Annotated in this window: 21 protein-coding genes; 15 read left to right on the top strand and 6 right to left on the bottom strand. The window is 66.7% G+C overall.

Annotation, left to right across the window (positions count from 1 at the left end; genetic code table 11):
* The first annotated feature begins 222 nt into the window (after positions 1-222).
* The 3 genes from AC4OR5_RS14445 (at position 223) to AC4OR5_RS14455 (ending at position 3,605) form a co-directional block, all read left to right on the top strand.
* Entirely contained in the window at positions 223-1,464 is a 1,242-nt protein-coding gene (locus tag AC4OR5_RS14445) for a glutamine synthetase family protein (protein ID WP_003119633.1), read from the top strand.
* A gap of 183 nt (positions 1,465-1,647) precedes the next feature.
* On the top strand, positions 1,648-2,952 hold the full coding sequence (locus AC4OR5_RS14450) for an MFS transporter (protein WP_009313683.1): 1,305 nt from the start codon (positions 1,648-1,650) through the stop codon (positions 2,950-2,952).
* 41 nt (positions 2,953-2,993) lie between these two features.
* A complete protein-coding gene (locus AC4OR5_RS14455; protein WP_003130276.1) occupies positions 2,994-3,605 on the top strand; it encodes a TIGR04282 family arsenosugar biosynthesis glycosyltransferase in 612 nt (203 codons plus the stop codon).
* A gap of 3 nt (positions 3,606-3,608) precedes the next feature.
* On the opposite strand, the gene flgZ is transcribed toward AC4OR5_RS14455, so the two are convergent.
* From flgZ to flgA, 4 genes are all read right to left on the bottom strand, one after another.
* Entirely contained in the window at positions 3,609-4,400 is a 792-nt protein-coding gene (gene flgZ / locus AC4OR5_RS14460; protein WP_003119635.1) for a flagellar brake protein FlgZ, read from the bottom strand.
* Positions 4,401-4,428: 28 nt separating this feature from the next.
* Positions 4,429-4,899 carry a flagella synthesis protein FlgN gene (locus AC4OR5_RS14465; RefSeq protein WP_003091733.1) on the bottom strand — a complete coding sequence of 157 codons (471 nt, stop codon included), beginning with the start codon at positions 4,897-4,899 and terminating at the stop codon, positions 4,429-4,431.
* Between the two features lie 54 nt (positions 4,900-4,953).
* Positions 4,954-5,277 (bottom strand): flagellar biosynthesis anti-sigma factor FlgM, encoded by a 324-nt coding sequence (gene flgM / locus AC4OR5_RS14470; protein WP_003098742.1) that lies wholly within the window; start codon positions 5,275-5,277, stop codon positions 4,954-4,956.
* Between the two features lie 144 nt (positions 5,278-5,421).
* A complete protein-coding gene (flgA, locus tag AC4OR5_RS14475) occupies positions 5,422-6,120 on the bottom strand; it encodes a flagellar basal body P-ring formation chaperone FlgA (protein WP_009876846.1) in 699 nt (232 codons plus the stop codon).
* Between the two features lie 131 nt (positions 6,121-6,251).
* Between flgA and AC4OR5_RS14480 the strand changes: the two genes are divergently transcribed.
* The 10 genes from AC4OR5_RS14480 to AC4OR5_RS14525 all read left to right on the top strand — a co-directional run bounded on the left by AC4OR5_RS14480 (position 6,252) and on the right by AC4OR5_RS14525 (position 18,365).
* The gene (locus AC4OR5_RS14480; protein ID WP_003091730.1) at positions 6,252-7,184 is read left to right on the top strand and encodes a chemotaxis protein CheV; all 933 of its coding nucleotides are present in this window, start codon (positions 6,252-6,254) and stop codon (positions 7,182-7,184) included.
* Between the two features lie 76 nt (positions 7,185-7,260).
* Positions 7,261-8,085 (top strand): protein-glutamate O-methyltransferase CheR, encoded by an 825-nt coding sequence (cheR, locus tag AC4OR5_RS14485; protein ID WP_003091728.1) that lies wholly within the window; start codon positions 7,261-7,263, stop codon positions 8,083-8,085.
* A 314-nt stretch (positions 8,086-8,399) separates the two neighbouring features.
* Entirely contained in the window at positions 8,400-8,705 is a 306-nt protein-coding gene (gene hsbA, locus AC4OR5_RS14490; protein ID WP_003091727.1) for an anti-anti sigma factor HsbA, read from the top strand.
* A 1-nt stretch (position 8,706) separates the two neighbouring features.
* The gene (gene hsbR / locus AC4OR5_RS14495; protein WP_003098751.1) at positions 8,707-10,422 is read left to right on the top strand and encodes a two-component system response regulator HsbR; all 1,716 of its coding nucleotides are present in this window, start codon (positions 8,707-8,709) and stop codon (positions 10,420-10,422) included.
* A 65-nt stretch (positions 10,423-10,487) separates the two neighbouring features.
* The gene (htpB, locus tag AC4OR5_RS14500; RefSeq protein WP_003109305.1) at positions 10,488-10,838 is read left to right on the top strand and encodes a two-component system sensor histidine kinase HtpB; all 351 of its coding nucleotides are present in this window, start codon (positions 10,488-10,490) and stop codon (positions 10,836-10,838) included.
* Positions 10,839-10,921: 83 nt separating this feature from the next.
* A complete protein-coding gene (gene recQ, locus AC4OR5_RS14505; protein WP_058160050.1) occupies positions 10,922-13,060 on the top strand; it encodes a DNA helicase RecQ in 2,139 nt (712 codons plus the stop codon).
* 88 nt (positions 13,061-13,148) lie between these two features.
* Complete coding sequence (locus tag AC4OR5_RS14510) at positions 13,149-14,318, top strand: GGDEF domain-containing protein (protein WP_023434615.1); 1,170 nt, start codon at positions 13,149-13,151, stop codon at positions 14,316-14,318.
* A 150-nt stretch (positions 14,319-14,468) separates the two neighbouring features.
* Positions 14,469-15,485, top strand: coding sequence for a DUF2804 domain-containing protein (locus AC4OR5_RS14515; protein ID WP_003109306.1), 1,017 nt, complete (start codon positions 14,469-14,471; stop codon positions 15,483-15,485).
* Positions 15,486-15,602: 117 nt separating this feature from the next.
* On the top strand, positions 15,603-16,037 hold the full coding sequence (locus AC4OR5_RS14520; protein ID WP_003091721.1) for a MarR family transcriptional regulator: 435 nt from the start codon (positions 15,603-15,605) through the stop codon (positions 16,035-16,037).
* 276 nt (positions 16,038-16,313) lie between these two features.
* Positions 16,314-18,365, top strand: a complete 2,052-nt coding sequence (locus AC4OR5_RS14525; protein ID WP_058160049.1) for a motility hub landmark protein FimV — start codon at positions 16,314-16,316, stop codon at positions 18,363-18,365.
* Positions 18,366-18,372: 7 nt separating this feature from the next.
* On the opposite strand, the gene plpD is transcribed toward AC4OR5_RS14525, so the two are convergent.
* Positions 18,373-20,559 (bottom strand): patatin-like phospholipase PlpD, encoded by a 2,187-nt coding sequence (plpD, locus tag AC4OR5_RS14530; protein ID WP_023108600.1) that lies wholly within the window; start codon positions 20,557-20,559, stop codon positions 18,373-18,375.
* Between the two features lie 68 nt (positions 20,560-20,627).
* Here plpD and AC4OR5_RS14535 point away from each other — a divergent pair, with 68 nt between their 5' ends.
* Both AC4OR5_RS14535 and rfaD read left to right on the top strand, forming a co-directional pair.
* Positions 20,628-20,918, top strand: a complete 291-nt coding sequence (locus tag AC4OR5_RS14535) for an Rdx family protein (protein ID WP_003091717.1) — start codon at positions 20,628-20,630, stop codon at positions 20,916-20,918.
* 95 nt (positions 20,919-21,013) lie between these two features.
* Positions 21,014-22,006: an ADP-glyceromanno-heptose 6-epimerase gene (gene rfaD / locus AC4OR5_RS14540; RefSeq protein WP_058160048.1), complete on the top strand. Its 993-nt coding sequence runs from the start codon at positions 21,014-21,016 to the stop codon at positions 22,004-22,006.
* A gap of 10 nt (positions 22,007-22,016) precedes the next feature.
* On the opposite strand, the gene AC4OR5_RS14545 is transcribed toward rfaD, so the two are convergent.
* Positions 22,017-23,183, bottom strand: a complete 1,167-nt coding sequence (locus tag AC4OR5_RS14545; RefSeq protein WP_003106206.1) for an MFS transporter — start codon at positions 23,181-23,183, stop codon at positions 22,017-22,019.
* Between the last annotated feature and the right edge of the window lie 58 nt (positions 23,184-23,241).

Here is a 23,241-nt window from a genome sequence, read left to right on the forward strand (position 1 = left end):
CGAAAGGCTTTGTACACGCGAGAATGTGCCGCATGCTTGATATCTTGAACAAGCGATGCGTATTTTGTACGCGGCCGCCGCCCGGTGCGGCATCCGCGATACCAACAAGGATAAGAAGTCATGACTATCGAAGGCCAAGGCTCACTCGCCGAACGGCTGGCTGGAGTTGAAGAAATCGAATGCGTCACCCCCGACCTCAACGGGGTGCCGCGCGGCAAGGTGATGACCGGCGAGGGCTTCCTCAGCGGCCGGCGCCTGCAGCTCGCCCGTGGCGTACTGCTGCAATGCATCATGGGCGGCTACCCGCCGGCGCGCTTCTATGGCAGCGACGATGGCGACCTGGCGCTGGTCGCCGAGCCGACCCAGGTCCATCGCCTGCCCTGGAGCAACACTCCGCGCGCCTTCGCCATCTGCGACGCGCAGGAACTGGATGGCACGCCGTCCGGGTTGTCCACCCGCGGCCTGCTCAAGCAGGTGGTGGCGCGCTACGCCGCCCACGGCTGGCAACCGGTGGTGGCCACCGAACTGGAGTTCTTCGTCTTCGCCCCGAACACCGATCCCAACGAGCCGTTCCAGGCCCCGCTGGGGCCGGATGGCCGGCGTGAGCTGGGCTATTCGGCCTTCAGCGTGTCTTCCAACAACGGCCTGCGGCCGTTCTTCGAGGACGTCTACCGCTGCATGGATGCGCTGGGCCTGGTGCGCGACACCTTCATGCACGAGATGGGCACCAGCCAGTTCGAGATCAACTTCCTGCATGGCGACCCGGTCCTGCTGGCCGACCAGACCTTCCTGTTCAAGCACCTGCTCAAGGAGGTCGCGCTCAAGCACGGCCTGATCGTGGTGTGCATGGCCAAGCCGCTGGCGAAGACGCCGGGCAGCTCGATGCACATCCACCAGAGCATCGTCGAACTGGACGGCGGGCGAAACATCTTCAGCGAAGCCGATGGCGAGCCTTCCGCCGCGTTCCGCCACTTCATCGGCGGCCAGCAGGCCTGCCTGGCGGACTTCACGCCCTTCTTCGCGCCGCACGTGAACTCCTTCCAGCGCCTCTGCCATCCCTACGCATCGCCGAACAACGCCTGCTGGTCCCACGACAACCGCGCCGCCGGCCTGCGCATCCCGGCCAGCGGAGCCTCCGCGCGGCGCGTCGAGAATCGCCTGCCGGGCGCCGACGCCAACCCTTACCTGGCCATCGCCGCCAGCCTGGCCGCCGGTCTCTACGGCCTGGAGCACGAACTGGAGCCGAGCCCGGCGATCCAGGGCGAGTTCGAGGTACCGGAGGAACTGACCCTGCCCTGCACCATGTACGATGCCCTGCGGCGCCTGAAAGGCAGCGCGCTGGCGCGCGAACTGTTCGGCAGCGAGTTCGTCGAAGGCTACGTGGCGACCAAGAGCATGGAACTGACCAGCTTCTTCGACGAGATCAGCCCCTGGGAGCGTCGTGTCCTGGCAGCCCAGGCCTGATCCACCGTGGTACTTTCCTAGCCCTGTGTCACCCCCTGCCGCCTCGCGGCGGCAGGGTCGTGGTGTCGGGTGCCGGCTTCGGCATCCCGCGTCCTGTCCCGGGGCCTCCCCGGGACTCCAACGCTGTGCGAGCCGGGCAGTCCGCGAGCGGCGCCGGCTCCCTTGTACGGGACCGGAGGTCCGATGCGGCGGATTTTCTTCTCTTTTCGCGCTCTCTATTTCGCTACCCTGCTGATGCTCACCGGCTCCGGCCTGCTCAGCACCTACCTGGCGCTGCGCCTGGCGGCGGACAAGGTCGACGGCCTGTGGGTCGGCGCGCTGATGGCAGCCAACTACTTCGGCCTGGTGCTGGGCGGCAAGGTCGGTCACCGGCTGATCGCCCGGGTCGGCCACATCCGCGCCTACGTCGCCTGCGCCGGGGTGGTCACCGCCGCGGTCCTCGGCCATGGCCTGCTGCCCTGGCTGCCGGCGTGGATCGCCTTGCGCATGGTGATGGGCCTGGGCCTGATGTGCCAGTACATGGTGATCGAGAGCTGGCTCAACGAGCAGGCCGATGCCAGCCAGCGCGGCGCGGTGTTCGGCGGCTACATGGCGGCTTCCTACCTGGGCCTGGTGCTCGGCCAGATGATCCTGGTGGCGCATCCGCAACTGGGGCCGGAATTGCTGATGCTGGTGGCCTTCTGTTTCGCCCTGTGCCTGGTGCCGCTGGCCCTGACCCACAAGATCCACCCCGCGGCGCTGCGCCCGGCGCCGCTCGAACCACGTTTCTTCATCCGCCGGGTGCCGCAGTCGCTGACCACCGTATTGGTCTCGGGGCTGGTGGTCGGCTCCTTCTATGGCCTGGCGCCGCTGTACGCCAACCAGTTGGGGTTGCCCAACGAGGAGGTCGGCCTGTACATGGGCGCCTGCATCTTCGCCGGGCTGCTGGTGCAGTGGCCGCTCGGCTGGCTGTCCGACCGTCGCGACCGCGCCTGGCTGATCCGCGCCTGCGCCATCCTGCTGTGCCTGTTCGCCTTGCCGCTGGCATTGTTGCAACAGATGCCACTGGCGTTGCTGCTGGCCCTGGGAATCGCCGCGAGCATGTTGCAGTTCACCCTCTATCCGCTGGCAGTGGCCTTTTCCAACGACCATGTGGAGACCGAGCGACGGGTTTCGCTAACGGCCATGCTGCTGGTGACCTTCGGCGTCGGCGCCTGCATCGGGCCGCTGGCGGCCGGCGCGCTGATGCGGCTGTTTGGCGCTAACATGCTATATGCGTTCGTCAGCGCCTGCGCGCTGATCCTGGTCTGGCGGGTCCATCCGGAGAAGGTCAGCGGCCTGCACCGGGTCGACGACGCGCCGCTGCACCACGTGCCGACCCCGGACAACATGACCAGCTCCCCGCTGGTCGCGGCGCTCGATCCGCGGGTAGACGAACAGGCGGTGCAGGAACAGATGGTCGATGGCGAGCCCGACGCGCCGCAGGCCGACGGCGCGATGCAGAACTGAATTCCGCTCGCCGCGGGAGCCGATAGGCAGGAGAGGTTGCGATGAGTCCGACGCTTTCCCTTCACCTGATGGTGCGCAACCTGCCGCCAGGGCAGCGGCGGCCGAAGATCGCCCAGGCCATCGGCGAGGAGAGCGCGGGACGCTTGCAGCGGGTATTGCTGGAACGCGCCCTGCGCCTGCCCGATCGCGGTTTCAGTGCCCGCATCCTCTGGTTCGACGACGATCTGGACAGCGATCTGCAGACGCTGGCTATGGCATTGGGCTGGAGCCTGATGAGCCAGCCGGCCGGCGATCCCGGCGAGCGCATGCGGCGTATCGCGGCGCTGGGGTTGGCGGAAAGCGAGGCGGTACTGCTGATTCGCCACGACTGCCCGGTGCTGGACGGCGACTACCTGGAAGCGGCCTGCACCGCCCTGGGCCGCCACCAGGCGGTGCTGGGGCCGGTGGAGCGGGGCGGCTACGCGCTGCTCGGCCTGACCCGGGTCGACCCGCTGTTGTTCGAGTCGATGCCCTGGGGCGGAGACCGCCTGCTGGCGCTGACCTGCGAGCGTCTCCGGCAACTGGGCTGGGAGCATCACCTGTTGCCGGCGCTCTGGGACGTCGACCGTCCCGAGGACCTGCCGCGCCTGGCGGCGCTGGGAGTGGTCCTGTGAGACTCAGAACAGTTCGTCTTTCTCGAAGCGCCGGGCTTCGCGTTGCAACTGGTAGACGAAGCGATCCACCTGGCGCTGGGCGAGGCCGCTCATCTCGCTGAAGCGGACGCCGGCGAAGGTCGCGTCGAGCTTTTCGTCGAAGCGCACGTGACGCAGTTCGATCGCGCTGCTGATCGCGCCCTGTGGCAACTGGGCGCTGAAGTCTTCGTAGATCTCGCCGGGATGCAGGCGTTCGGCGACATTGCCGGCGAAGCGCAGCTTGGCGCCGGTGGCGGAGATATCCAGCAGTTGTCCGCTCAGCGGCGCGCGGAGTTTTTCCCCGGCGATTTCCGCGGCGATCGGCTGGCTCTGCTTGATGCTGGCGCGGTAGGCGTTGCGGCGCTGGTGGTAGAGCACTTCGGCGGGAAGGGCGGCCCAGTAGCAGGGGACGCCGTCGTGTTCGCCGAACTGCACCGGGCGCTCGCATTCCCAGGCGATACGCACGCCTTCGTGGAAGGCTTCGACGCGAAACGCCTCGCCGTTCTGCAGGAAACGTTCGCCGGTGTTGGGGATGAGTTCGTCCAGCGCGACCATCCCGCGGTCGCGGTCGATGTCCACCAGGAAGCTCTGGAAGCGCTGGTTGCGATCGGCAAAGGTGATCAGCAGGGAGTCGCGGCTATCCTGCAGCAGGCGCAGGTTGGCCTGGATTTCCACGGGGGCCTTGAGCACCTTTGGGGGTTGCGGCCCCGCTTCTTCGACGAACGGGTTGGGCACCTTCAATGCTCTCCTGGGGCACGAATGCCTCAATGATAGCACTGTGCCTTGATACGTGTGCTGGTCGGGTTCAGGCCTGGCTGAGCGGGCGTTGCCGGCTGCTCGAGGCGGTGCCGCCGCGGCTGTCGTACAGGCTCGGGGCGTCCTGGCCGCGGAGGATGTTCAGCAGGCTGCCGGTGGAAGCCTGGTTGGCGCGGATGATCCGCCCGTTGCGCAGGTTGGCCTGCTGGCAACGCTCCAGCAGTTCGCCCAGTTCGTCGCCGCGCGCCAGCAGCTCGGCGCCATCCGCACGCTCGCGGGCGTAGCGGGCAAGGCCTTCGCGGTCGAGGGAAACGCCGGCTTCGCGGAGGATTTCCGCGCGGGCCCGGCCATTTCGCTCCAGTTGCTGCATCAGTGGCTGCTTGGCCCCGAGAAGCTGTTGCAGGACCGGCAGTTCGCGCCGTTCCAGGGCCTGGAATTCTTCGTCGACCAACTGCAGGAGTTGGCTGGCGTGGCCGATATCCTCGGCGAACAGATCGAGCAGGGTAGGGGAGTCAGGCATCTCGGGCTCGGGAGTTCATTCGGCGTCCAATGTCCTCCAGCGCGTCCTTCGAGGTCAGCGCTGGGATTCGAAGTCGAGCAGCTTGCTGGCAACACGCTCGCTGTCGACCTGATAAGTGCCATCGGCGATCGCTTGCTTGATCCGGGCAACCTTATCGTTGTCGACCACCGGCAGGGTCTGCAGCTGGTCCGTGACTTTCTGCATGTTCTGGGCGGTTTCGCTGATCTGCACCGACTCGCCGCTCTTCGGAGCGGAAGTCGCGGCCTGGCCTGCCTTGTCGGCGCCAGTGGCGTCGGGACGCCCCGCGGCGGTGCTGCCGGTACGGCCGGTGGTGGCTGGCGTGCTGCCGGGATTCAGCCGGTTGAAGTCGATGACCATGGTTGTAAACCTCGAAGGTATTGGACGCTTGCCTAGCTTTTCGGCGAAGGCTTGAAAAACTTTAGGACTTATTTTCGTGCGTCGTTTCCCAGTTTAGAGAAACCCGCCGGGGTAGCGCCAGCGCTACCGGCCACGGCTTTCCCTCTACATATTCACCTCGACCGTGCCGGGTTCTATCACGCGGGCCTTGATTATCCGCTGCGAGCGCAGGTTGCGCACGCGGATCTGCTGGCCCGGGGCGCCATCGGACAGCGCCTCGCCGGGCATCTTGACGTTGATGGTGGCGGTGCGCGCGAGGATCACCACCTGGTCGCCCTTGCGCACGGCCTCGGCCTGCTCGAGGAAGACCGGCGCCAGCACCTGGTCGTTGACCACCGGTCGGCGCAGCTTCTGCCCGACGACGCGGGCCGGATCGGTCAGGTAGCCCTGGGTCAGCAGGCCGACGTCGCGCTCGACCAGGGCGATGTCGGCATCCTCCAGCACGTGCGCGCGCTTGAGTGGCTGCACCGCGACCACTACCTGGCGGAACAGTTTCACCTGGGCCGGCATGAAGATGGTCCAGGGCGCACTGCCTTCGCAACCGATGCGCACGGTGACCCTGCCGATCGGTTGTGCCGGACTTTCCTGGCTGAGCGTCAAGTCCCTGTCGCATTCGGCCAGGCGCAAGCGCGGGTCGACGCGATTGACCTGAATCTGGTAGCGCCCGTCGAGTCCGCTATTCTGCAGATATTCTTCTACCTTGAATTCAAGAAACCCCTGGGTGGAGCCGATAAGTACCTCGGGAGCGGTAAAACCCTGGGCCTGGCTGTTGTTAGCCGCGCACAGGTAGCCGAGCCCGAGCAAAACGGGTAAAAACCGTAGAGAAGTATGGCTACGGGCCATTATTCGTCGAAAAACTGTCGTTGCCTGTTTCATGCAACGGGTTAAGCAATGGTCGTGCCGGAGTCCGGTACGACCGTCTGAGGGGAGCGCCAATGGCCGGTGTTTTGGATTCAGTCAACCAGCGCACGCAGTTGGTCGGACAGAACCGTCTGGAGCTGCTTCTGTTCCGTCTGGACGGTAACCAGCTCTACGGCATCAACGTGTTCAAGGTGAAAGAGGTGTTGCAGTGCCCGCGCCTGACGGTGATGCCCAAGTCCAGCCCGGTGGTGCGCGGGGTGGCGAACATCCGCGGAGGCACCATTCCGATCCTCGACCTGGCGCTGGCCACCGGCCGCCGCGGGTTGCAGGACCTGACCAACAGCTTCGCGATCATCACCGAGTACAACACCAAGGTGCAGGGTTTCCTGGTGCGCTCGGTGGAGCGCATCGTCAACATGAACTGGGAAGAGATCCATCCGCCACCCAAGGGCGCCGGCCGCGAGCATTACCTGACCGCGGTGACCCGGGTGGACAAGCAGTTGGTGGAAATCATCGACGTGGAAAAAGTGCTCGCGGAGGTCGCACCGACGTCCGAGGAAGTGTCCCACGGCGTGGTGGACGCCGAGACCCAGAGCCGCGCGGTGACCAAGCGGGTGCTGGTGGTGGACGATTCGTCGGTGGCGCGCAAGCAGGTGACCCGTTGCCTGGAGGCGGTCGGCGTGGAAATGACCGCGCTCAACGACGGGCGCCAGGCCCTGGAGTACCTGCAGAACATGCTCGCCGAGGGACGGCGTCCGGAAGACGAGTTGCTGATGCTGATCTCCGACATCGAAATGCCGGAAATGGACGGTTATACCCTGACGGCGGAAATCCGTAGCGATCCCCGCCTGCAGAAACTGCACATTCTCTTGCATACTTCGTTGTCCGGGGTCTTCAACCAGGCGATGGTGAAGAAGGTCGGTGCGGACGACTTCCTCGCCAAGTTCCGTCCGGACGATCTGGCGGCGCGGGTGGTGGAGCGGATCAAGGCGGTGGACGCGGGCTGAGCGATCGGCCCTCGACAACAATGTGAATACGGGCGACCGGCTGCGTTCCGGTCGCCCAGGGCGAAGAGGCTTATGCGTGTCGGCAGCTAATGCGGATTTCGAGTTGTTCAGGGTCTTCCTCGAGAAGACCTGCGGCATTGTGCTGGGCAGCAACAAGCAGTACCTGGTCTCGAGCCGGCTGAACAAGCTGATGGAGCAGCAGGGCATCAAGAGCCTGGGAGAGCTGGTGCAGCGCATCCAGACCCAGCGCGGCGGCCTGCGCGAGATGGTGGTGGACGCGATGACCACCAACGAGACCCTGTGGTTTCGCGATACCTACCCGTTCGAGGTGCTCAAGCAGCGGGTTCTTCCCGAACTGATCAAGGCCAACGGCGGGCAGCGCCTGCGGATCTGGTCGGCGGCCTGTTCGTCAGGCCAGGAGCCGTACTCGCTGTCGATGGCCATCGACGAGTTCGAGAAGACCAACCTGGGGCAGTTGAAGGCGGGCGTGCAGATCGTCGCCACCGACCTGTCGGGGTCGATGCTCACCGCCGCCAAGGCCGGTGAATACGACACCCTGGCGATGGGCCGCGGCCTGTCCCCGGAGCGTCTGCAACGCTATTTCGACGCCAAGGGGCCGGGGCGCTGGGCGGTCAAGCCGGCGATCCGCAGCCGCGTCGAGTTCCGCGCCCTGAACCTGCTGGACAGCTACGCCAGCCTCGGCAAGTTCGACATGGTGTTCTGCCGCAACGTGCTGATCTATTTCTCCGCCGAGGTGAAGCGCGACATCCTGCTGCGCATCCATGGCACGCTCAAGCCTGGCGGCTACCTGTTCCTCGGCGCCTCGGAGGCGTTGAACAACCTGCCCGACCACTACCAGATGGTGCAGTGCAGCCCGGGCATCATCTACCGGGCCAAGTAGCGCAAGGAAGCGGACCCGCGCCAGGTTGCGCCGGGGGTGACCTGGCAGCCTGGCGCGGGTCCGCTTGGGACGGGCAGGTGGGACGAGACTTTCGCCCACTGCCCAGGCTCCGAGCGCCACGCGCGGCGGCGCCGTCGCAGCCCGCTCGGCACAGGACGGCTGGCTCGGAGCGGGGCAGTTTAGGACTGCGCGATCTAGTTGTATTGACAGATATTTCTGATAGTCAGGTGATCTGGCAAGTTGCCGCTTTGCCGGGGAACTGCTTACATGATTCAAGCGTTCCCTCGATCCGCCACGCCTACCAGGAGACTTCCATGGCCATCACTGCGCTGCCCTCGGCCGATGGGCAAGAGTTGACCATCCAGATCCAGGGGCGCTTCGACTTCGGGGCCCATCAGGACTTCCGCGACGCTTACGAGCGCGTCGCGATCACTCCGCGACGCTATGTCGTCGACCTGCGCAACGCCACCTACCTGGACAGCTCGGCCCTTGGCATGCTCCTGCTGCTGCGCGACCACGCCGGCGGCGAGAACGCGCAGATCAGCCTGGCGAACTGCAGCCCGGAAGTGCGCAAGATCCTCGCCATCTCCAACTTCGAGCAGTTGTTCAAGATCAGCTGAGATGAATCCCCCGGCGGCGCGGATCGAGAGCCTGACGATTCTCATCGCCGAGGACAACGCGGCCGACCGCCTGCTGCTGTCGACCATCGTCAGCCGCCAGGGGCATCGCGTGCTGACCGCCGGCAACGGCCTGGAGGCGGTGGCGCTGTTCGAGACCGAGCGGCCGCAACTGGTCCTGATGGACGTGATGATGCCGGTGATGGATGGCTTCGAGGCGGCCCGGCGGATCAAGCAGCAGGCCGGCGAGGAGTTGGTGCCGATCATCTTCCTCACCTCCCTCAGCGAAACCGAGGCGCTGGTGCAGAGCCTGGAGGCGGGCGGCGACGACTTCCTCTCCAAGCCGTACAACCGGGTGATCCTCGAAGCCAAGATCAACGCCATGGGACGCCTGCACCTGCTGCAACGAACGGTGCTGGAGCAGCGCGACCTGATCGTCCGGCACAACGAGCACCTGCTCAACGAACAGCGGGTGGCCAAGGCGGTGTTCGACAAGGTGGCCCATTCCGGCTGCCTGAACGCCAGCAACGTGCGCTACCTGCAATCGCCCCTCGCGCTGTTCAACGGCGACCTGCTGCTGGCCGCCTACAAGCCGTCCGGCGGCATGCACGTGCTGCTCGGCGACTTCACCGGCCACGGCCTGCCGGCGGCGATCGGCGCGATGCCGCTGGCCGAGGTGTTCTACGGGATGACCGCCAAGGGCTATCCGATGGCCGACATCCTTCGCGAGATGAACGCCAAGCTGAAGCGCATCCTGCCGGTCGGCGTGTTCTGCTGCGCCACCTTGCTCAACCTGAGCTTCCAGCGCGAACTGGTGGAGGTCTGGAACGGCGGCTTGCCGGACGGCTACCTGCTGCGCGCCGCCAGCGGCGAGCGGGTCGCCCTGGTGTCCCGCCACCTGCCGCTGGGAATCCTCGAGCCGGCGGCGTTCAGCGACCGTTGCGAAACCTATCCGCTGGATATCGAAGATCGGATATTCCTGTTTTCCGACGGTGTCCTCGAGGCCAGCAACAAGGCTGGCGAGATGTTCGGCGAGGCGCGGCTGCTCCAGCTGTTCGAGCGCAATCGCCAGCCGTCCGCGCTGTTCGACGAGATCCAGCGCAGCCTGGCTCAGTTCCGCGGCGCGGTGCAGGACGACGTGAGCATGCTCGAAGTGCGGCTGCAGCCGGATAGCGGCCTGCAATGCCCGCCGCTGGCGTTTTCCGATAGCGGCGTGAGCAGTCCGCTGGACTGGTCGGTGAGCTTCGAATTCCGCGCCGAAACCCTCAAGCATTTCAACCCGCTGCCCCATGTGCTGCAACTGCTGCTCGAGGTCCACGACCTGCGCGCGCGCGGCGGTGCGCTGTATACGGTACTCGCCGAACTCTATTCGAACGCCCTGGAACATGGCGTCATCGGCCTCGATTCGACGATGAAGAGCGACGCGGCGGGATTCGCCCGCTATTACCAGGAGCGGGTCAGCCGCCTGCAGGCCTTGCGCGACGGCTACGTGCGGCTGCACCTGGACCTGGCGCCGCATGGCGCGGGGGGGCGTCTGCTGGTGCGGGTCGAGGACAGCGGCGAAGGTTTCGACGTGGAGCGCGCGCTGAATGCCGTGGAGCGTCAGGAACGCCTCTGCGGCAGGGGTTTGCGCCTGATCCGCGAATTGTCCGATCGTTGCCAGTGGTCGGCCGACGGAAAGGTGGTGTCCGTGGAGTTTTTCTGGTCGCCTCAGGCATAATCGCGCTTTCGTCGCGGTGCTCCTAATGGGTAGGGCATCGGAAGTCGACTTCAGGGAGCGATCGAATGTCCGCGCCGCATCTCGATGATCGTGTTCTGGCTTCGTTGCAGGAGGTCATGGAGGACGAATATCCGGTCCTGCTGGATACCTTCGTGCTCGACTCCGAGGAGCGCCTGCGCAGCCTGCATGCCGCCCTCCAGGCCGGCGATGCCCAGGCTTTGCGGCATACCGCGCACAGCTTCAAGGGAGGCAGCAGCAACATGGGCGCGGTACTCCTCGCCGGCTACTGCAAGGAGCTGGAAGAAAGCGCCAGGCGCGGCGAGCTGCAACGGGCGCCGGCGCTGATCGAACAGATGGAGCGCGAATTCGCCATCGTCCGCATCCTTTTCAAACAGGAACGTCAGCGCTATCGCTGAGGTTTTCGTCCTTTCCGGCGACAAGGTACCGGCCCGATCGAGCCTCCCTGGCGTATAATGCGCCGCTCGATTTGGAGTCCTTCATGCGCGAGCAAGCCCTACGCATCCTCAAAGACGTTTTCGGTTACGACGCCTTCCGTGGCAACCAGGCACGGATCATCGAGCGGGTGGCCGAGGGTGGCGATGCGCTGGTACTGATGCCCACCGGCGGTGGCAAGTCCCTGTGTTTCCAGGTCCCGGCGCTGCTGCGCGAAGGCCTGACGGTGGTGGTGTCGCCGCTGATCGCGCTGATGGAGGACCAGGTCGCCACCCTGGACGAACTCGGCGTGCCGGCGGTGGCGCTGAACTCCACCCTCAACCCCGAGCAGCAGCGGGACATCGCCGAGCGCCTGCAGCGCGGCGAGATCAAGCTGCTCTACCTGGCACCGGAACGGTTGGTCCAGCCGCGCATGCTGGCCTTCCTGCAACGACTGCCGGTCGGCCTGTTCGCCATCGACGAAGCGCACTGCGTGTCGCAATGGGGCCATGACTTCCGTCCCGAATACCTGCAGCTCGGCCAGCTTGCCGAGCTGTTCCCGCAGGTGCCGCGGATCGCCCTGACCGCCACCGCGGACATGCGTACCCGCGAGGAGATGATCCAGCGCCTGCACCTGCAGAACGCCGAGCAGTTCCTCTCCAGCTTCGACCGGCCGAACATCTTCTACCGCATCGTGCCCAAGGAGCAGCCGCGCAAGCAGTTGCTCGGCTTCCTCTCTGAGCGGCGCGGCGATGCCGGCATCGTCTACTGCCTGTCGCGGAAGAAGGTCGAGGAGGTCGCGGAATTCCTCGGCAACCAGGGCTTCCCCGCGCTGCCGTATCACGCCGGACTGTCCAACGAACTGCGTGCCCACCACCAGAAGCGCTTCCTCAACGAGGAAGGCTTGATCATGGTGGCGACCATCGCCTTCGGCATGGGCATCGACAAGCCCAACGTGCGATTCGTCGCCCACCTCGACCTGCCCAAGAGCCTCGAGGCCTATTACCAGGAAACCGGCCGCGCCGGCCGCGATGGCCTGCCGGCCGACGCCTGGATGGCCTACGGTCTGCAGGACGTCCTGCTGCTGCGGCAGATGATGCAGAGTTCCGAGGGCGACGAGCGGCACAAGCGCGTCGAGCGGCACAAGCTGGAAGCCATGCTGGCGCTCTGCGAGGAAACCCGCTGCCGGCGCCAGGCGCTGCTGGCCTATTTCGACGAGGAGATGCCGCAGCCCTGCGGGCATTGCGACAACTGCGTGGACGGCGTGGAAACCTGGGATGCCACCGAATCCGCGCGCCAGGCGCTGTCGGCGATCTACCGCAGCGGCCAGCGCTACGGCGTCGGCCATCTGGTGGATATCCTGCTCGGCCGCGAGACCGAGAAGATCCGCAGTCTCGGCCACCAGCACCTGGCGGTGTTCGGGATCGGCAAGGGGCGCGGCGAAGACGAGTGGCGGACCCTGTTTCGCCAGTTGGTCGCGCGCGGCCTGGCCGACGTCGACCTGGACGGCTTCGGCGGCCTGCGCCTGACCGAGGCCTGTCGTCCGCTGCTGCGGGGCGAGGTGCGGCTGGAGCTGCGCCGCGACCTCAAGCCACAGCGCGCCAAGGGCTCCTCCAGCGGCGGCGCCAGCACCGCCAGCCAATTGGTGCGCAGCGAAGAGCGGGAAATGTGGGAGGCCCTGCGCGCGCTGCGGCGCAAGCTGGCCGAAGAGCATTCGGTGCCGCCCTATGTGATCTTCCCCGACGCCACCTTGCTGGAAATGCTCCGCAGCCAGCCGCGCTCGCTATCCGACATGGCCCAGGTCAGCGGGGTCGGCGCGCGCAAGCTGGAGCGCTACGGCCAGGCCTTCCTCGATGTCCTCACCGACTCGCCGGCGGCGCCCGCCGCGCCGCCGCAGGACCTGCGCCACGAATTGGCCAGCCTGGCCTGTGCGGGGATGACCCCGGCGCAGATAGCCCGCCAGCTCAATTGCAGCGAGAAGAACGTCTACGCGATGCTCGCCGAGGCCATCGCCGGTCAGCAGGTGAGCCTGGAGCAGGCGCTGGATCTGCCCGAGGAACTCCTCGGCGAAATCCAGGACGCCTTCCTCGAGGAAGACGGCGAACTGCCGCCGGTGGCGGCGCTGGAGGAGCGTTTCGGCAAGCGGGTGCCGAGTGGCGTGCTGCACTGCGTGCGCGCCGCCCTGCAGGTGGAACTGGAGTCGTGATATGGCCATTTGCCGGTATTTTCTGACGCCAATCTTGTGACGTCCTTCGCAAGCGTCTACTGTGACGCCAAGCCCTCCAAGAGAAGAGGTGTGCGTGACACAGAAGGACCGGTTGGACGACTCCCGTTCCAACCTCTATGCGGACCAATTGAACCGCGGTTTCCGCGGCCTGCGTTTCCTTCCCGAACTGGAGCGTGACTACCGGCGCTACATGCTGGAGGACAGCTTCGCGCTGAAACGCATCGCCCTCAGCGTCGGCATGCTCGTCTGGCTGGCGTTCATCGGCATCGACCTGCTGATCCTCGCTGGCCCCCCGCTGTGGGGCGTGCTGGCGGTGCGCTTCGGCGTGCTGGTCCTGCTGCTGGTCTGCGGCTGCCTGATCATGCTGCGCCGGCACATCCAGCTGATGGTGCCGCTGAGCATCGCCTGCGTCCTCGCCCTTGGCGTCGGTGCGGCGGCGGTGGTCGGCCTGGCGCACCGGGCCGATCCCGGTTATCCCTACGAAGGCCTGCTGCTGGTCAGTTTCGCCGCCTATTTCCTCGCCGGCCTGCGTCTGTCGCAGGCATTGAGCTGCGCGCTGGTCGTGCTGCTCGCCTACCTGGGCTTCGAGTGGTGGGCGGGGGCCCAGGAACCGCTGGGCTACAACCTGTTGTTCCTGCTGTTCGGCAACCTGATCGGCGCGGTCGGCTGCTACCTGCTGGAGTTCAAGTCGCGCGAGCATTTCCTCATCAGCCGTCTGCTGCGGGTGATGGCGGATCACGACAGCCTGACCGGCCTGCACAACCGGCGCAGCTTCAACCAGCACCTCGACCGCCTCTGGCGCCAGGCCCAGCGCGAACAGAAGACCCTGGCGCTGCTGCTTTGCGATGTCGACCATTTCAAGGCCTATAACGACCGCTACGGCCACCAGGCCGGCGATGCGGTCCTGCAGCGTATCGGCGCGGTGTTCGAGGCGAATGCCAGGCGTCCGCTGGACATGGCGGTGCGCCTGGGCGGCGAGGAGTTCGCCCTGTTGCTGTACGGCGCCAACGAGCATGAGGCGAGGCTGCGCGCGGAAGCGCTGCGCGCGCAGGTGCAGGCGCTGCGCATGGAGCACGAGGCGTCGGACACGGCGCGCGAAGTGACCCTGTCGGTCGGCGTGTCCTGCCTGTGGCCGACCCCGGGCAACGACCTGAAGCGCCTCTACGATCTCTACGAGCATGCCGATCGCGCGCTTTACGAAGCCAAGGCGTTCGGCCGCAACCAGGTGGTGGCCTGAGTCCATGGCCGATTTTGTCCCTGTGGCTGGCGCCGCCGGTGACTGCGGGACGAAGCGGCGAATGCTAGGTTCGACAGGAAAAAATGGCAGGCACGGCCGCTCTTCGCAGAGCTGCCGGCCCCGCCGCGAGACGACTTCCGGACGGACCCCATGCAGCGCTTGATCCAGGCCAACGGCCAACCGCACTACGGCATCTTTCCGAGTGCCCCGCAGCACATCAATTACCGCGATTTCGACTTCCGTTCGCCGATGGGCCGGCGCGTGGGGGCCCTGGGCAAATGGCGACGCTTCCATCAGTTCCAGTACTTCGGCCTGATCAGCCCGGAGCTGATCGGCGGCTGCGCCCTGGCCCAGCTGAGCTTGCTTGGCGTCGGCTTCGTCTACCTCTACCAGCCTTCCAGCGGACGCATGCTGGAGCGGCGCTTCAAGCTGCCGCTGGGGTTCGGAACCCGGTTTTCCCAGACCCCGGACGACGGCGTCTGCGAACTGCGCCAGGGGCGCAACCTGCTACGCCTGGAGAACCGTACGGCTCCCCGGGAGAAACGCCTGCTGGTGGAACTCGACGATGGCACCCGCATCGACGCCTGCTTCAGCGAGGAGGCGCCGAGCTTCCAGCCGATGTGCCTGTGTACGCCGACCGCGGTGAACGGCTGGGTCTATGCGCAGAAGGTGGCCGGCGTGCGCTGTCGCGGCGACGTGCGCAGCGCCCTCGGCGACCACGACCTGCAGGCGCTGGACGCCTTCGCCCATCACGACTGGTCGGCGGGCTACATGCGCCCGGAAACCTTCTGGAACTGGGCTTGCCTGTCCGGCGAGGCGGACGGCTTGCGGGTCGGCCTGAACCTGTCGTGCGGGGTCAACGAGACCAGCTTCACCGAGAACTGCTACTGGCTGGACGGCGAACTGCTGAAGGTCGACAGCGTGCGCTTCGACTTCGACCGGGACCAGCCGCTGCGGCCCTGGACCATCCGTTCATACGATGGCCAGGTAGAGCTGCGCTTCGAGGCCCACGGCATGCACCAGGAGCGGCTGAACCTCGGTCTGCTGGCGAGCAACTTCAAGCAGATATTCGGTTGTTTCAGCGGTGTGCTGCGTCCGCGAGGTCGTGCCGAGGTGAGGATCGAGCGGCTCTGGGGCTTCGTCGAGGACCAGTACGCCAAGTGGTAGACAGGGCCTGGCCTGGGCATATCGTGCGACAATTTGTCATTGTACGGGGGGAAATTGGACGGGCATTATTAGCCGACTAATAATTAGTCAAATGAAATATCGGACCTCCTTTTTCCTATGGCTCAGACAGACAAGCACTATTTCGGCACCTTGCTAGCCCAGACTTCCCGTGCTTGGCGCGCTGAACTCGACCGCCGCCTCAGTCACCTCGGCCTGTCCCAGGCGCGCTGGTTGGTGTTGTTGCATCTGGCGCGCCATCGCGATTCGCCCACCCAGCGCGAGTTGGCCCAATCGGTCGGGGTCGAAGGCCCGACCCTGGCGCGGCTGCTCGACGGCCTCGAGTCCCAGGGCCTGGTACGGCGCCTGGCGGTGGCGGAGGACCGGCGGGCCAAGCACATCGTGCTGACGCCCAAGGCCGATGTGCTGATCGCCGATATCGAGGCCATCGCCGCCAGCGTTCGCAACGACGTACTGACCGGCATCGACGAGTCCGAGCAGGCGCTGTGCCAGCAGGTGCTCTTGCGAATCCTGGCGAACCTGGAAAAGCGCTGAGCACTGCGTCACGAAATTCCGCTAGAATCGCCATTTTTATGGCATCACCTCCTGGGCTTTCGTCCGAAAGCCCTCTACAGAGGTTTTCGTCGGTTTTCTGACGAAAAATCTTGACCGTTTCCACGGCATTCCTCTATTCAGTGATGGCAAAAAGCCATGTCTCGCGCCATGTGGTGCGTTCAGCCCTGTACGGGGCGAAATTCGGGCTAACGTGAAATAGATGTAGCAGTCGACCGCTGGCCGGCTGCGTGCTCGAAGTGCGGAGAAAAGAACGGAATGCCCGGTAAAGCCTTGCGTGTCATGCTGTGTGCCTGGTCGTGCCTGTTGGCCGGCCAGGCGAGCGCCCTGGGAGTGGGGGACATCACCCTGCATTCGGCGCTCAACCAGCCGCTGGATGCGGATATCGAACTGCTCGACGTCGGCGATCTCGGCGTGGACGAGATCGAGGTCCGCCTGGCGGGCGCCGACGTCTTCGCCGCGGCCGGGGTGGAACGCTTGCAGTTCCTCAACGAGCTGCGTTTCAGTCCGGTGCTCCAGGGGCGCGCTGGCAATCGCATCCATGTGTCCTCGAGCCGACCGGTGCAGGAGCCCTACCTGAATTTCCTGGTGGAGGTGGCCCGCCCCAACGGCCGCATCGTCCGCGAATTCACCGTACTGCTCGATCCGCTCGGTTATACGCCGCGCATGCTTCCGGCCGCGCGCAGCGGGATCGAGCCGCAGCGGCAATCCTCGGCGCCGGCGCCCGCGCCGCGCAGTGCCGCGGTCGTCGTAGACCCGGCATTGCTGGAGCCGGGCGACGACTACCTGACTCGCCCCAGCGACAACCTCTGGGCCATCAGCGGACGCCTGCGTGGTGCCGGCAACGCCGATCGCGCGCAACTCATGGAGGCCCTGTACCAGCTCAATCCGCAGGCCTTCGTCAATGCCGACCGGCACCGGCTCAAGGCCGGCGCGCGCCTGCGCCTGCCGGCCGGCTACCAGCCGGAGCGAGGCGCGCCCGGCGCCGTGAAGGAGGCAGCCGTGGAAGTCCTGCCGCCAGCCGATGCCGCCGTGGTGGAAAACGCTCCGGCGGCTCTCGTCGAGGCGCAGCGCCAGGCGGATGCCGAGGCCGAGGCGTTGGCCCGGCAACGGGAGGAACTGAGCCAGCGGATGGACGATCTGCAACGCCAGTTGCAGGCCTTGCAGGAACAACTGCAGCAGCGCGATCGCCAGGTCGCCGAACTGCAACAGCAACTGGCCCGGCGCCAGGCGGTGCGGCCCGCGGCGCCGCCGCCCGCCGCGGCCGCGCCTTCGGTTGCGCAACCGGTTGAAACGCCGACGGACTCGCAGCACTGGCGCTGGATGATCGTCCTGCTGCTGGTCCTCGCCCTGCTCGGCGTGTTGCTGTTGCGTCGCCGCCGCGAAGAGACTCCTGTCCCGGCGGTCGAACCGAAGCGCCGGGTTGCCCTGAACCTGCCGCTGCGCCGTGCGCCGCGCCCCCCGGCGGCCGCACCGGCGCCGGCAAAGGTCGAGGAACAGGCCAGGCCGCCGGTCGCCGTTCCCTCCAGCCCGCCGCCGTCTCCTCCGCCTGCTCCGGCCGCCGCTCCGCGCGCCGCCATGGCTGCGGCGGACAAGCTGGACGGCGCCGACATCTATATCGCCTACGGTCGCTACGGACAGGCCCGCGACCTGCTGCGTCAGGTACTCGCCGAGCAGCCGCAGCGCCTGAGCGCGCGGATGAAGCTGTTGCTGGTGCTGGCTGAGCTGGGCGATGCGGCCGGCTTCGACGCGCTGGCCGAGGAAACCCTGGCCAGTGGCGGCAACCCGGAGGCCATCGACGAGTTGCGCGGACGCTACCCGGCGCTGCTACAGATGCCGGCGACCGAGACGCCGGCGGCAACAACCAAGGACGACGACTGGAGCGACCTGCCGCTGGCCGAGCCGCCCGCCGCGCAGCAACCGGATGCGACCTCGGGCGCCGACGGCTTCGGCGACCTCAACCTCGATCTCGATCTCGACTGGGGCGCCCTGGAGAATCCCCTGGACAACCCCGACCTGCCGCGCCGCGCCGCTGCCGGCAAGGCGGAACCGGCGGAGGAGGAGCCCCTGGCGTTCGAGAGCAATCTCCATGAACTGCCGGATGTCGCCGAGTACGAACACCTCGAACTCGACCAGCCGGAGCCGGCCACGGTGCCGCCGGAGGAGGCCTCGGCCAGCCTGGACCGGGCCCGCGCCTGCATCGACAGCGGCGATCTCGACCAGGCCAGCCGCATCCTGCGCCTGGTGGTGGCGCACGGCGACCCGTGGCAGAAGGCCGAGGCGCGCGAGTTGCTGGCGCTGATCGCCTGAACTCCGCTCAGAAGTTCTGCCCGAGGTTCAGGTAGAACGCCTTGAAGTTCTCGTCGTTGATCCCGTAGCTGAAGGTCAGCGGCCCCAGCGGCGTATCGAAGCCGATCATCAGGCTGGCGGCGTTGATGTAGCCGCTGTCGTATTCGTTGTCGTTGTTCCAGATGCGTCCGCGCTCGATGCTGCCGCCCAGGTACAGCGGGAAGTCCAGCGGCAGGAAGGAACGTTCGGTGAGGCGCCGGTAATAGACGATCCGCCCCAGGCTGTAGTTCTGCCCGGACAGCGCGTCGCGGCGGAAGCCCGACAGCTCGCGGGCGCCGCCGAGGGTGAAGCTGGAGGTGACCACCTCGGCGTCGTCCAGGGTGCGCCCGTAGCCGCCGCCGAACACCCAGGTGTCGGCGCCGAAGCTGAGCGCCTTGTTCAGCCGTAGGTCCCACTGCCGGTAGCTGTCGTCCGAGCCGAGGGACTTGTCGTAGCGGCGCATGGTCAGGCCGATCTCCTCGCCCTCGTGGGGGAAATTGACGTCGTCGACGGTATCGAACGAGTACTTCAGTTCGTAGTAGCCCTCGGTGAAGTCGATGTCCGGCAGGCTCGGGTCGCCGATGCGCACGTCGGCCTTGCCGTAGGCCTGCACCGCGCCCAGGCGGATTTCGCCGTTGTTGGCGATCTGCCGGCCGACGTTGAGGCCGTAGCCGTAGCGCTCCAGGCGATAGCGCAGCAGCGGGTCGTTGTCCTCGGTGACGTCGACGTTCTGTGCCTCGTGGAACAGGAAGGGCGCGACGAAGTAGCGCGAGCCGACGTCGAGCGGCTGGTAGAACTCGCTGTAGAGTTCCTGGCGGTCGCCGAGCTGGACCCGGGTCAGCCACTCGGCGCCGAGCCGGTTGAGGCCGTTCATGCGGTAGCTGCCGCCGAGGTTGAAGGTGCTTTCGCCGCGCATGTCGTCGGACAGGTTGAGGCCCAGGCGAAGGAAGTCGGTGCCGCCTTTCTTGCCGGTGGCGTGGATCACCAGGGTGTTGAGCTTCTTCTCCTTGACCACCCGGTACTGCACCTGGTCGAAGTAGTCGAGGCCGTAGAGGGTGCTCATGTCGTCCTGCAGGCGGCCGAGGTCGAGGCGCGTGCCGAGCGGCTGGCGGATGTAGTGGCGGATCACCTCGTCGCTGACCTTCGAGTTGTTCTCCACGCGGATCGCGTCGATCACCGGCTTGCGCTGGTTCGGCGTGCGCGCCACGTCGAGCGCTTCGCTGTTGAGGTCCTTCGGCTTGCGCAACTCGGCGAGGCGCGCGGCGAGCACCGTGGTGGCGCGGTAGCCGGCGTCGATCAGTTGCGGCACGCGGCCGAAGTCGGTGGTGCCGTAGCCGGACAGCGGCGGCTGGATCAGCACGTCGCCGGGCTTGAGCGTGGCCAGCTGGGCTTCGGAGTTCTTCCGGGTCATCAGGGTGATCGACTGGTTCATCACGTCGAGCACGGTGCTCAGGTCCTTGCGGTCGCGCAGCGGGTTGCCGATGTCGACCACGATCACCACGTCCACGCCCATGTCGCGCGCCACGTCCACCGGGATGTTGTCGACCATGCCGCCATCCACCAGCAGCCTGCCGTCGATCTCCACCGGGGCGAACACGGCGGGGATGGACATGCTGGCGCGGATCGCCTGGGGCAGGTGGCCCTTGCGGAACACCACTTTCTCGCCGGTTGCGATATCGGTGGAGACGGCGCGGAAGGGGATCGCCAGCTTGTCGAAGTCGCGGTTGTCGCTGGTGTGCACCAGCAGGCTTTCCAGCACCATCGCCAGGTTCTGGCCCTGGATCACCCCCAGCGGCAGGCCGAGGGTGCCGTCGTCGCGGAAGCTGATCTTCTGCTTGACCAGGAAGTCGCGGTCGTCCTGCTTGCGGCGGAACGGCACGTCCTTGCGCGGCGGTGCGTCGGACAGTGCCTGCTGCCAGTCCATCTCCAGGGCGATGCGCTCCAGTTCGGCGGGGGTGTAGCCGGAGGCGTACAGGCCGCCGACCACCGCGCCCATGCTGGTGCCGGCGATGGCGTCGATCTGGATGCCCTGTTCGTCGAGGGCCTTGAGCACGCCGATATGGGCCAGGCCACGGGCGGCACCTCCGGAGAGGACCAGGCCGATCTTCGGCCGGGCCTCCGTGGCGAGGGCGGACAGGGGAAGCAGGAGCAGCAGTACGAGCAGCAGGCGGCGCATGAGAACGATCCGGAGCCGGGTGAAAAGGCGGCTATTATAGGCGCGACCGTTTCCCCTGAGCCGCCGACATGCCCACCGCCAAGCCCGAAATCGTCATCACCTATTGCACCCAGTGCCAGTGGCTACTGCGTGCCGCCTGGCTGGCCCAGGAACTGCTCAGCACCTTCGCCGACGATCTCGGAAAAGTCTGCCTGGAGCCCGGAACCGGTGGCGTCTTCCGTATCACCTGCGACGGCGTGCAGGTCTGGGAACGCAAGGCCGACGGCGGCTTCCCCGAGGCCAAGGCGCTCAAACAGCGGGTTCGCGACCGCATCGACCCGCAACGCGACCTCGGTCACAACGATCGTCCTTCCCGCTGAACCGCTGCCGTCCGCCCATGGCTTGTTGCAGGTCAACGGGCGGCACGGCGCATAGGCATAGCCTGGGGGCATTCATCCTGTCGAAGGGAGTGCCCATGAGCATCATCGTCACCGGCGCCGCCGGCTTCATCGGCAGCAATCTGCTGCAGGCGCTGAACCGGCGCGGCGAGACCGACATCATCGCGGTGGACGATCTCACCGACGGCGAGCAGTTCCGCAACCTGGCGGACGCCGATATCGCCGACTACCTGGACCAGAACGACTTCCTCGAGCGCTACGCCCGCGGCGACTTCGGCACGGTCCGCGCGCTGTTCCACCAGGGCGCCTGCGCCAGCACCCTGGAAAGCAATGGCCGCTACATGATGGAGAACAACTACCGCTACAGTTGCCGCCTGCTGGAAAGCAGCCTGGAACTCGGCGTGCCGTTCCTCTACGCCTCGTCGGCGGCGGTCTACGGCGCCGGCCGGACCTTCCGCGAGGCGCGCCAGTACGAGCGGCCGCTGAACGTCTACGGCTATTCCAAGTTCCTCTTCGACCAGCGTGTGCGCCGGGCGCTGCCGCAGGCGCGCAGCCAGGTGGTCGGCCTGCGTTACTTCAACGTCTACGGGCCGCGCGAGGAACACAAGGGGCGGATGGCCTCGGTGGCCTACCACTGCTACCAGCAATTGCGCCGCGACGGGCGGGTCGAACTGTTCGGCGAACACGGTGGCTTTCCGCCCGGCGGCCACCTGCGCGACTTCGTCGCGGTGGAGGACGTGGCGCGGGTCAACCTGCATTTCTTCGATCATCCGCAGCGTTCGGGAATCTTCAACCTCGGCAGCGGCCAGGCGCGGACCTTCAACGAGGTCGCCCTGGCGGTGATCAATAGCGTCCGCGCCAACGCCGACCAGCCGCCCCTGTCGCTGCAGCAGGTGGTGGAAAGCGGCCTGCTCGGCTACCGCGAGTTCCCCGAGTCGCTGCGGGCGCGCTACCAGAGCCACACCTGCGCCGACCTGGAGCTGCTGCGCGAGGCGGGCTACCGCGACGATTTCCAGAGCCTGGAAGAGGGCGTCGCCGGCTACTGCCGCTGGCTGGCGCGCAGCGCCTGAGGGATCTCGCTCAGCGGCCCAGCGCCCCGCCCACCGGGGCGCGGGCGAAGCGCAGCTCCGGCAGCAGGGTCAGCAGCGCCAGCACCCCGAGGGCCGCGCCGACCCAGAGCGCGCCCTGCAGGCCGAATCCGCCGGCGATGCCCAGGCCGCCGATCCAGGAACCGGCCATCACGCCGAGCATGATGCAGGCGGTGTGCACCGAGTTGACCAGCATGTTGTTATGGCCGACTCGTGCGCCGCGAGTCACCAGCGCCGGGTTCATCGACACCCCGGTCAGGCCGATCACCACCAGCGCCGCCACCGCCACCGCCGGAACCTGTCCGAACAGGGCGAAGGCCACCATCGCGGCGATGGCCGCCAGCAGGCCGAAGGCCAGGACCGCGATGGTATGGCGGTCGGCCAGGCGGCCGACGATGTTGTTGCCCACCAGCGTCGCCAGGCCGTAGACCACCAGCAGCAGCGGTACGGTCGAGGCGGAGAAGCCGCTGACCTCGGTGAGGATCGGCACGAAATAGGTGAAGCCGGCGAAGGTGGCGCCGATCAGCAGCAGGCTGGTGGCGTAGACCCACCATAGATGGGCGTTCCTGAACACCTTCAGTTCCTCGCGCAGCGAACCGCTGCCCGCCGACCCCGGGATCGCCGGCATCAGCTGCAACACCAGCAGGCCGACCAGCACCGCCACCAGCGCCACCGCGAAGAAGCTCGCGCGCCAGCCGTACCATTCGCCCAGCCAGGTGGCGACGGGCAGGCCGAGCACGGTGCCGACCATCAGGCCACCGAGCACCAGCGACGACGCGCGGCCGAACTGGTTGCCTTCGACCAGTTCGGCGCAGGCGGTCAGCGCCACGCCGAAGAAGGCCGCGGCGGCGACCGCGGTGACCAGTCGCGCCGCGACCATCACCGCATAGCCCGGCGCCAGGGCGCCGATGACCTGGCCGACCACGAACAGCGCGATCAGGCCGAGCAGGGCGTTCTTGCGCGGCACCCGGAGCAGGGCGGTGGTCAGCAGCGGGCCGCCGACGGCCATCGCGCCGGCGTAGAAGGTGACCAGGTAGCCGATCGCGGCGAAGGACACGCCGAATTCGGCGGCCAGCGCCGGCATCAGCCCGGCGACCATGTATTCGCTGGTGGTCAGGGCGAAGATCGCGGCACCGAGCACGTAGACAATCAAAGGCATGTTTCCAGCTCCCGAGCGGTTCAGACGACGATGAAGCGAGCCACGGCGAGCTGCCCGT

It is taken from the genome of Pseudomonas sp. YA1 (assembly GCF_058680555.1).

Bases quoted from the DNA above. Each gene is read 5' to 3' on its own strand.
- AC4OR5_RS14515 (WP_003109306.1), top strand. From the start codon at position 14,469: ATGCAGCGCTTGATCCAGGCCAACGGCCAACCGCACTACGGCATCTTT.
- flgM (WP_003098742.1), bottom strand. From the start codon at position 5,277: ATGGTCATCGACTTCAACCGGCTGAATCCCGGCAGCACGCCAGCCACC.
- recQ (WP_058160050.1), top strand. From the start codon at position 10,922: ATGCGCGAGCAAGCCCTACGCATCCTCAAAGACGTTTTCGGTTACGAC.
- AC4OR5_RS14465 (WP_003091733.1), bottom strand. From the start codon at position 4,899: ATGCCTGACTCCCCTACCCTGCTCGATCTGTTCGCCGAGGATATCGGC.
- AC4OR5_RS14445 (WP_003119633.1), top strand. From the start codon at position 223: ATGACCGGCGAGGGCTTCCTCAGCGGCCGGCGCCTGCAGCTCGCCCGT.
- AC4OR5_RS14520 (WP_003091721.1), top strand. From the start codon at position 15,603: ATGGCTCAGACAGACAAGCACTATTTCGGCACCTTGCTAGCCCAGACT.
- AC4OR5_RS14455 (WP_003130276.1), top strand. From the start codon at position 2,994: ATGAGTCCGACGCTTTCCCTTCACCTGATGGTGCGCAACCTGCCGCCA.
- hsbR (WP_003098751.1), top strand. From the start codon at position 8,707: ATGAATCCCCCGGCGGCGCGGATCGAGAGCCTGACGATTCTCATCGCC.
- AC4OR5_RS14450 (WP_009313683.1), top strand. From the start codon at position 1,648: ATGCGGCGGATTTTCTTCTCTTTTCGCGCTCTCTATTTCGCTACCCTG.
- htpB (WP_003109305.1), top strand. From the start codon at position 10,488: ATGTCCGCGCCGCATCTCGATGATCGTGTTCTGGCTTCGTTGCAGGAG.
- AC4OR5_RS14545 (WP_003106206.1), bottom strand. From the start codon at position 23,183: ATGCCTTTGATTGTCTACGTGCTCGGTGCCGCGATCTTCGCCCTGACC.
- AC4OR5_RS14525 (WP_058160049.1), top strand. From the start codon at position 16,314: ATGCCCGGTAAAGCCTTGCGTGTCATGCTGTGTGCCTGGTCGTGCCTG.
- rfaD (WP_058160048.1), top strand. From the start codon at position 21,014: ATGAGCATCATCGTCACCGGCGCCGCCGGCTTCATCGGCAGCAATCTG.
- AC4OR5_RS14480 (WP_003091730.1), top strand. From the start codon at position 6,252: ATGGCCGGTGTTTTGGATTCAGTCAACCAGCGCACGCAGTTGGTCGGA.
- hsbA (WP_003091727.1), top strand. From the start codon at position 8,400: ATGGCCATCACTGCGCTGCCCTCGGCCGATGGGCAAGAGTTGACCATC.
- AC4OR5_RS14535 (WP_003091717.1), top strand. From the start codon at position 20,628: ATGCCCACCGCCAAGCCCGAAATCGTCATCACCTATTGCACCCAGTGC.
- plpD (WP_023108600.1), bottom strand. From the start codon at position 20,559: ATGCGCCGCCTGCTGCTCGTACTGCTGCTCCTGCTTCCCCTGTCCGCC.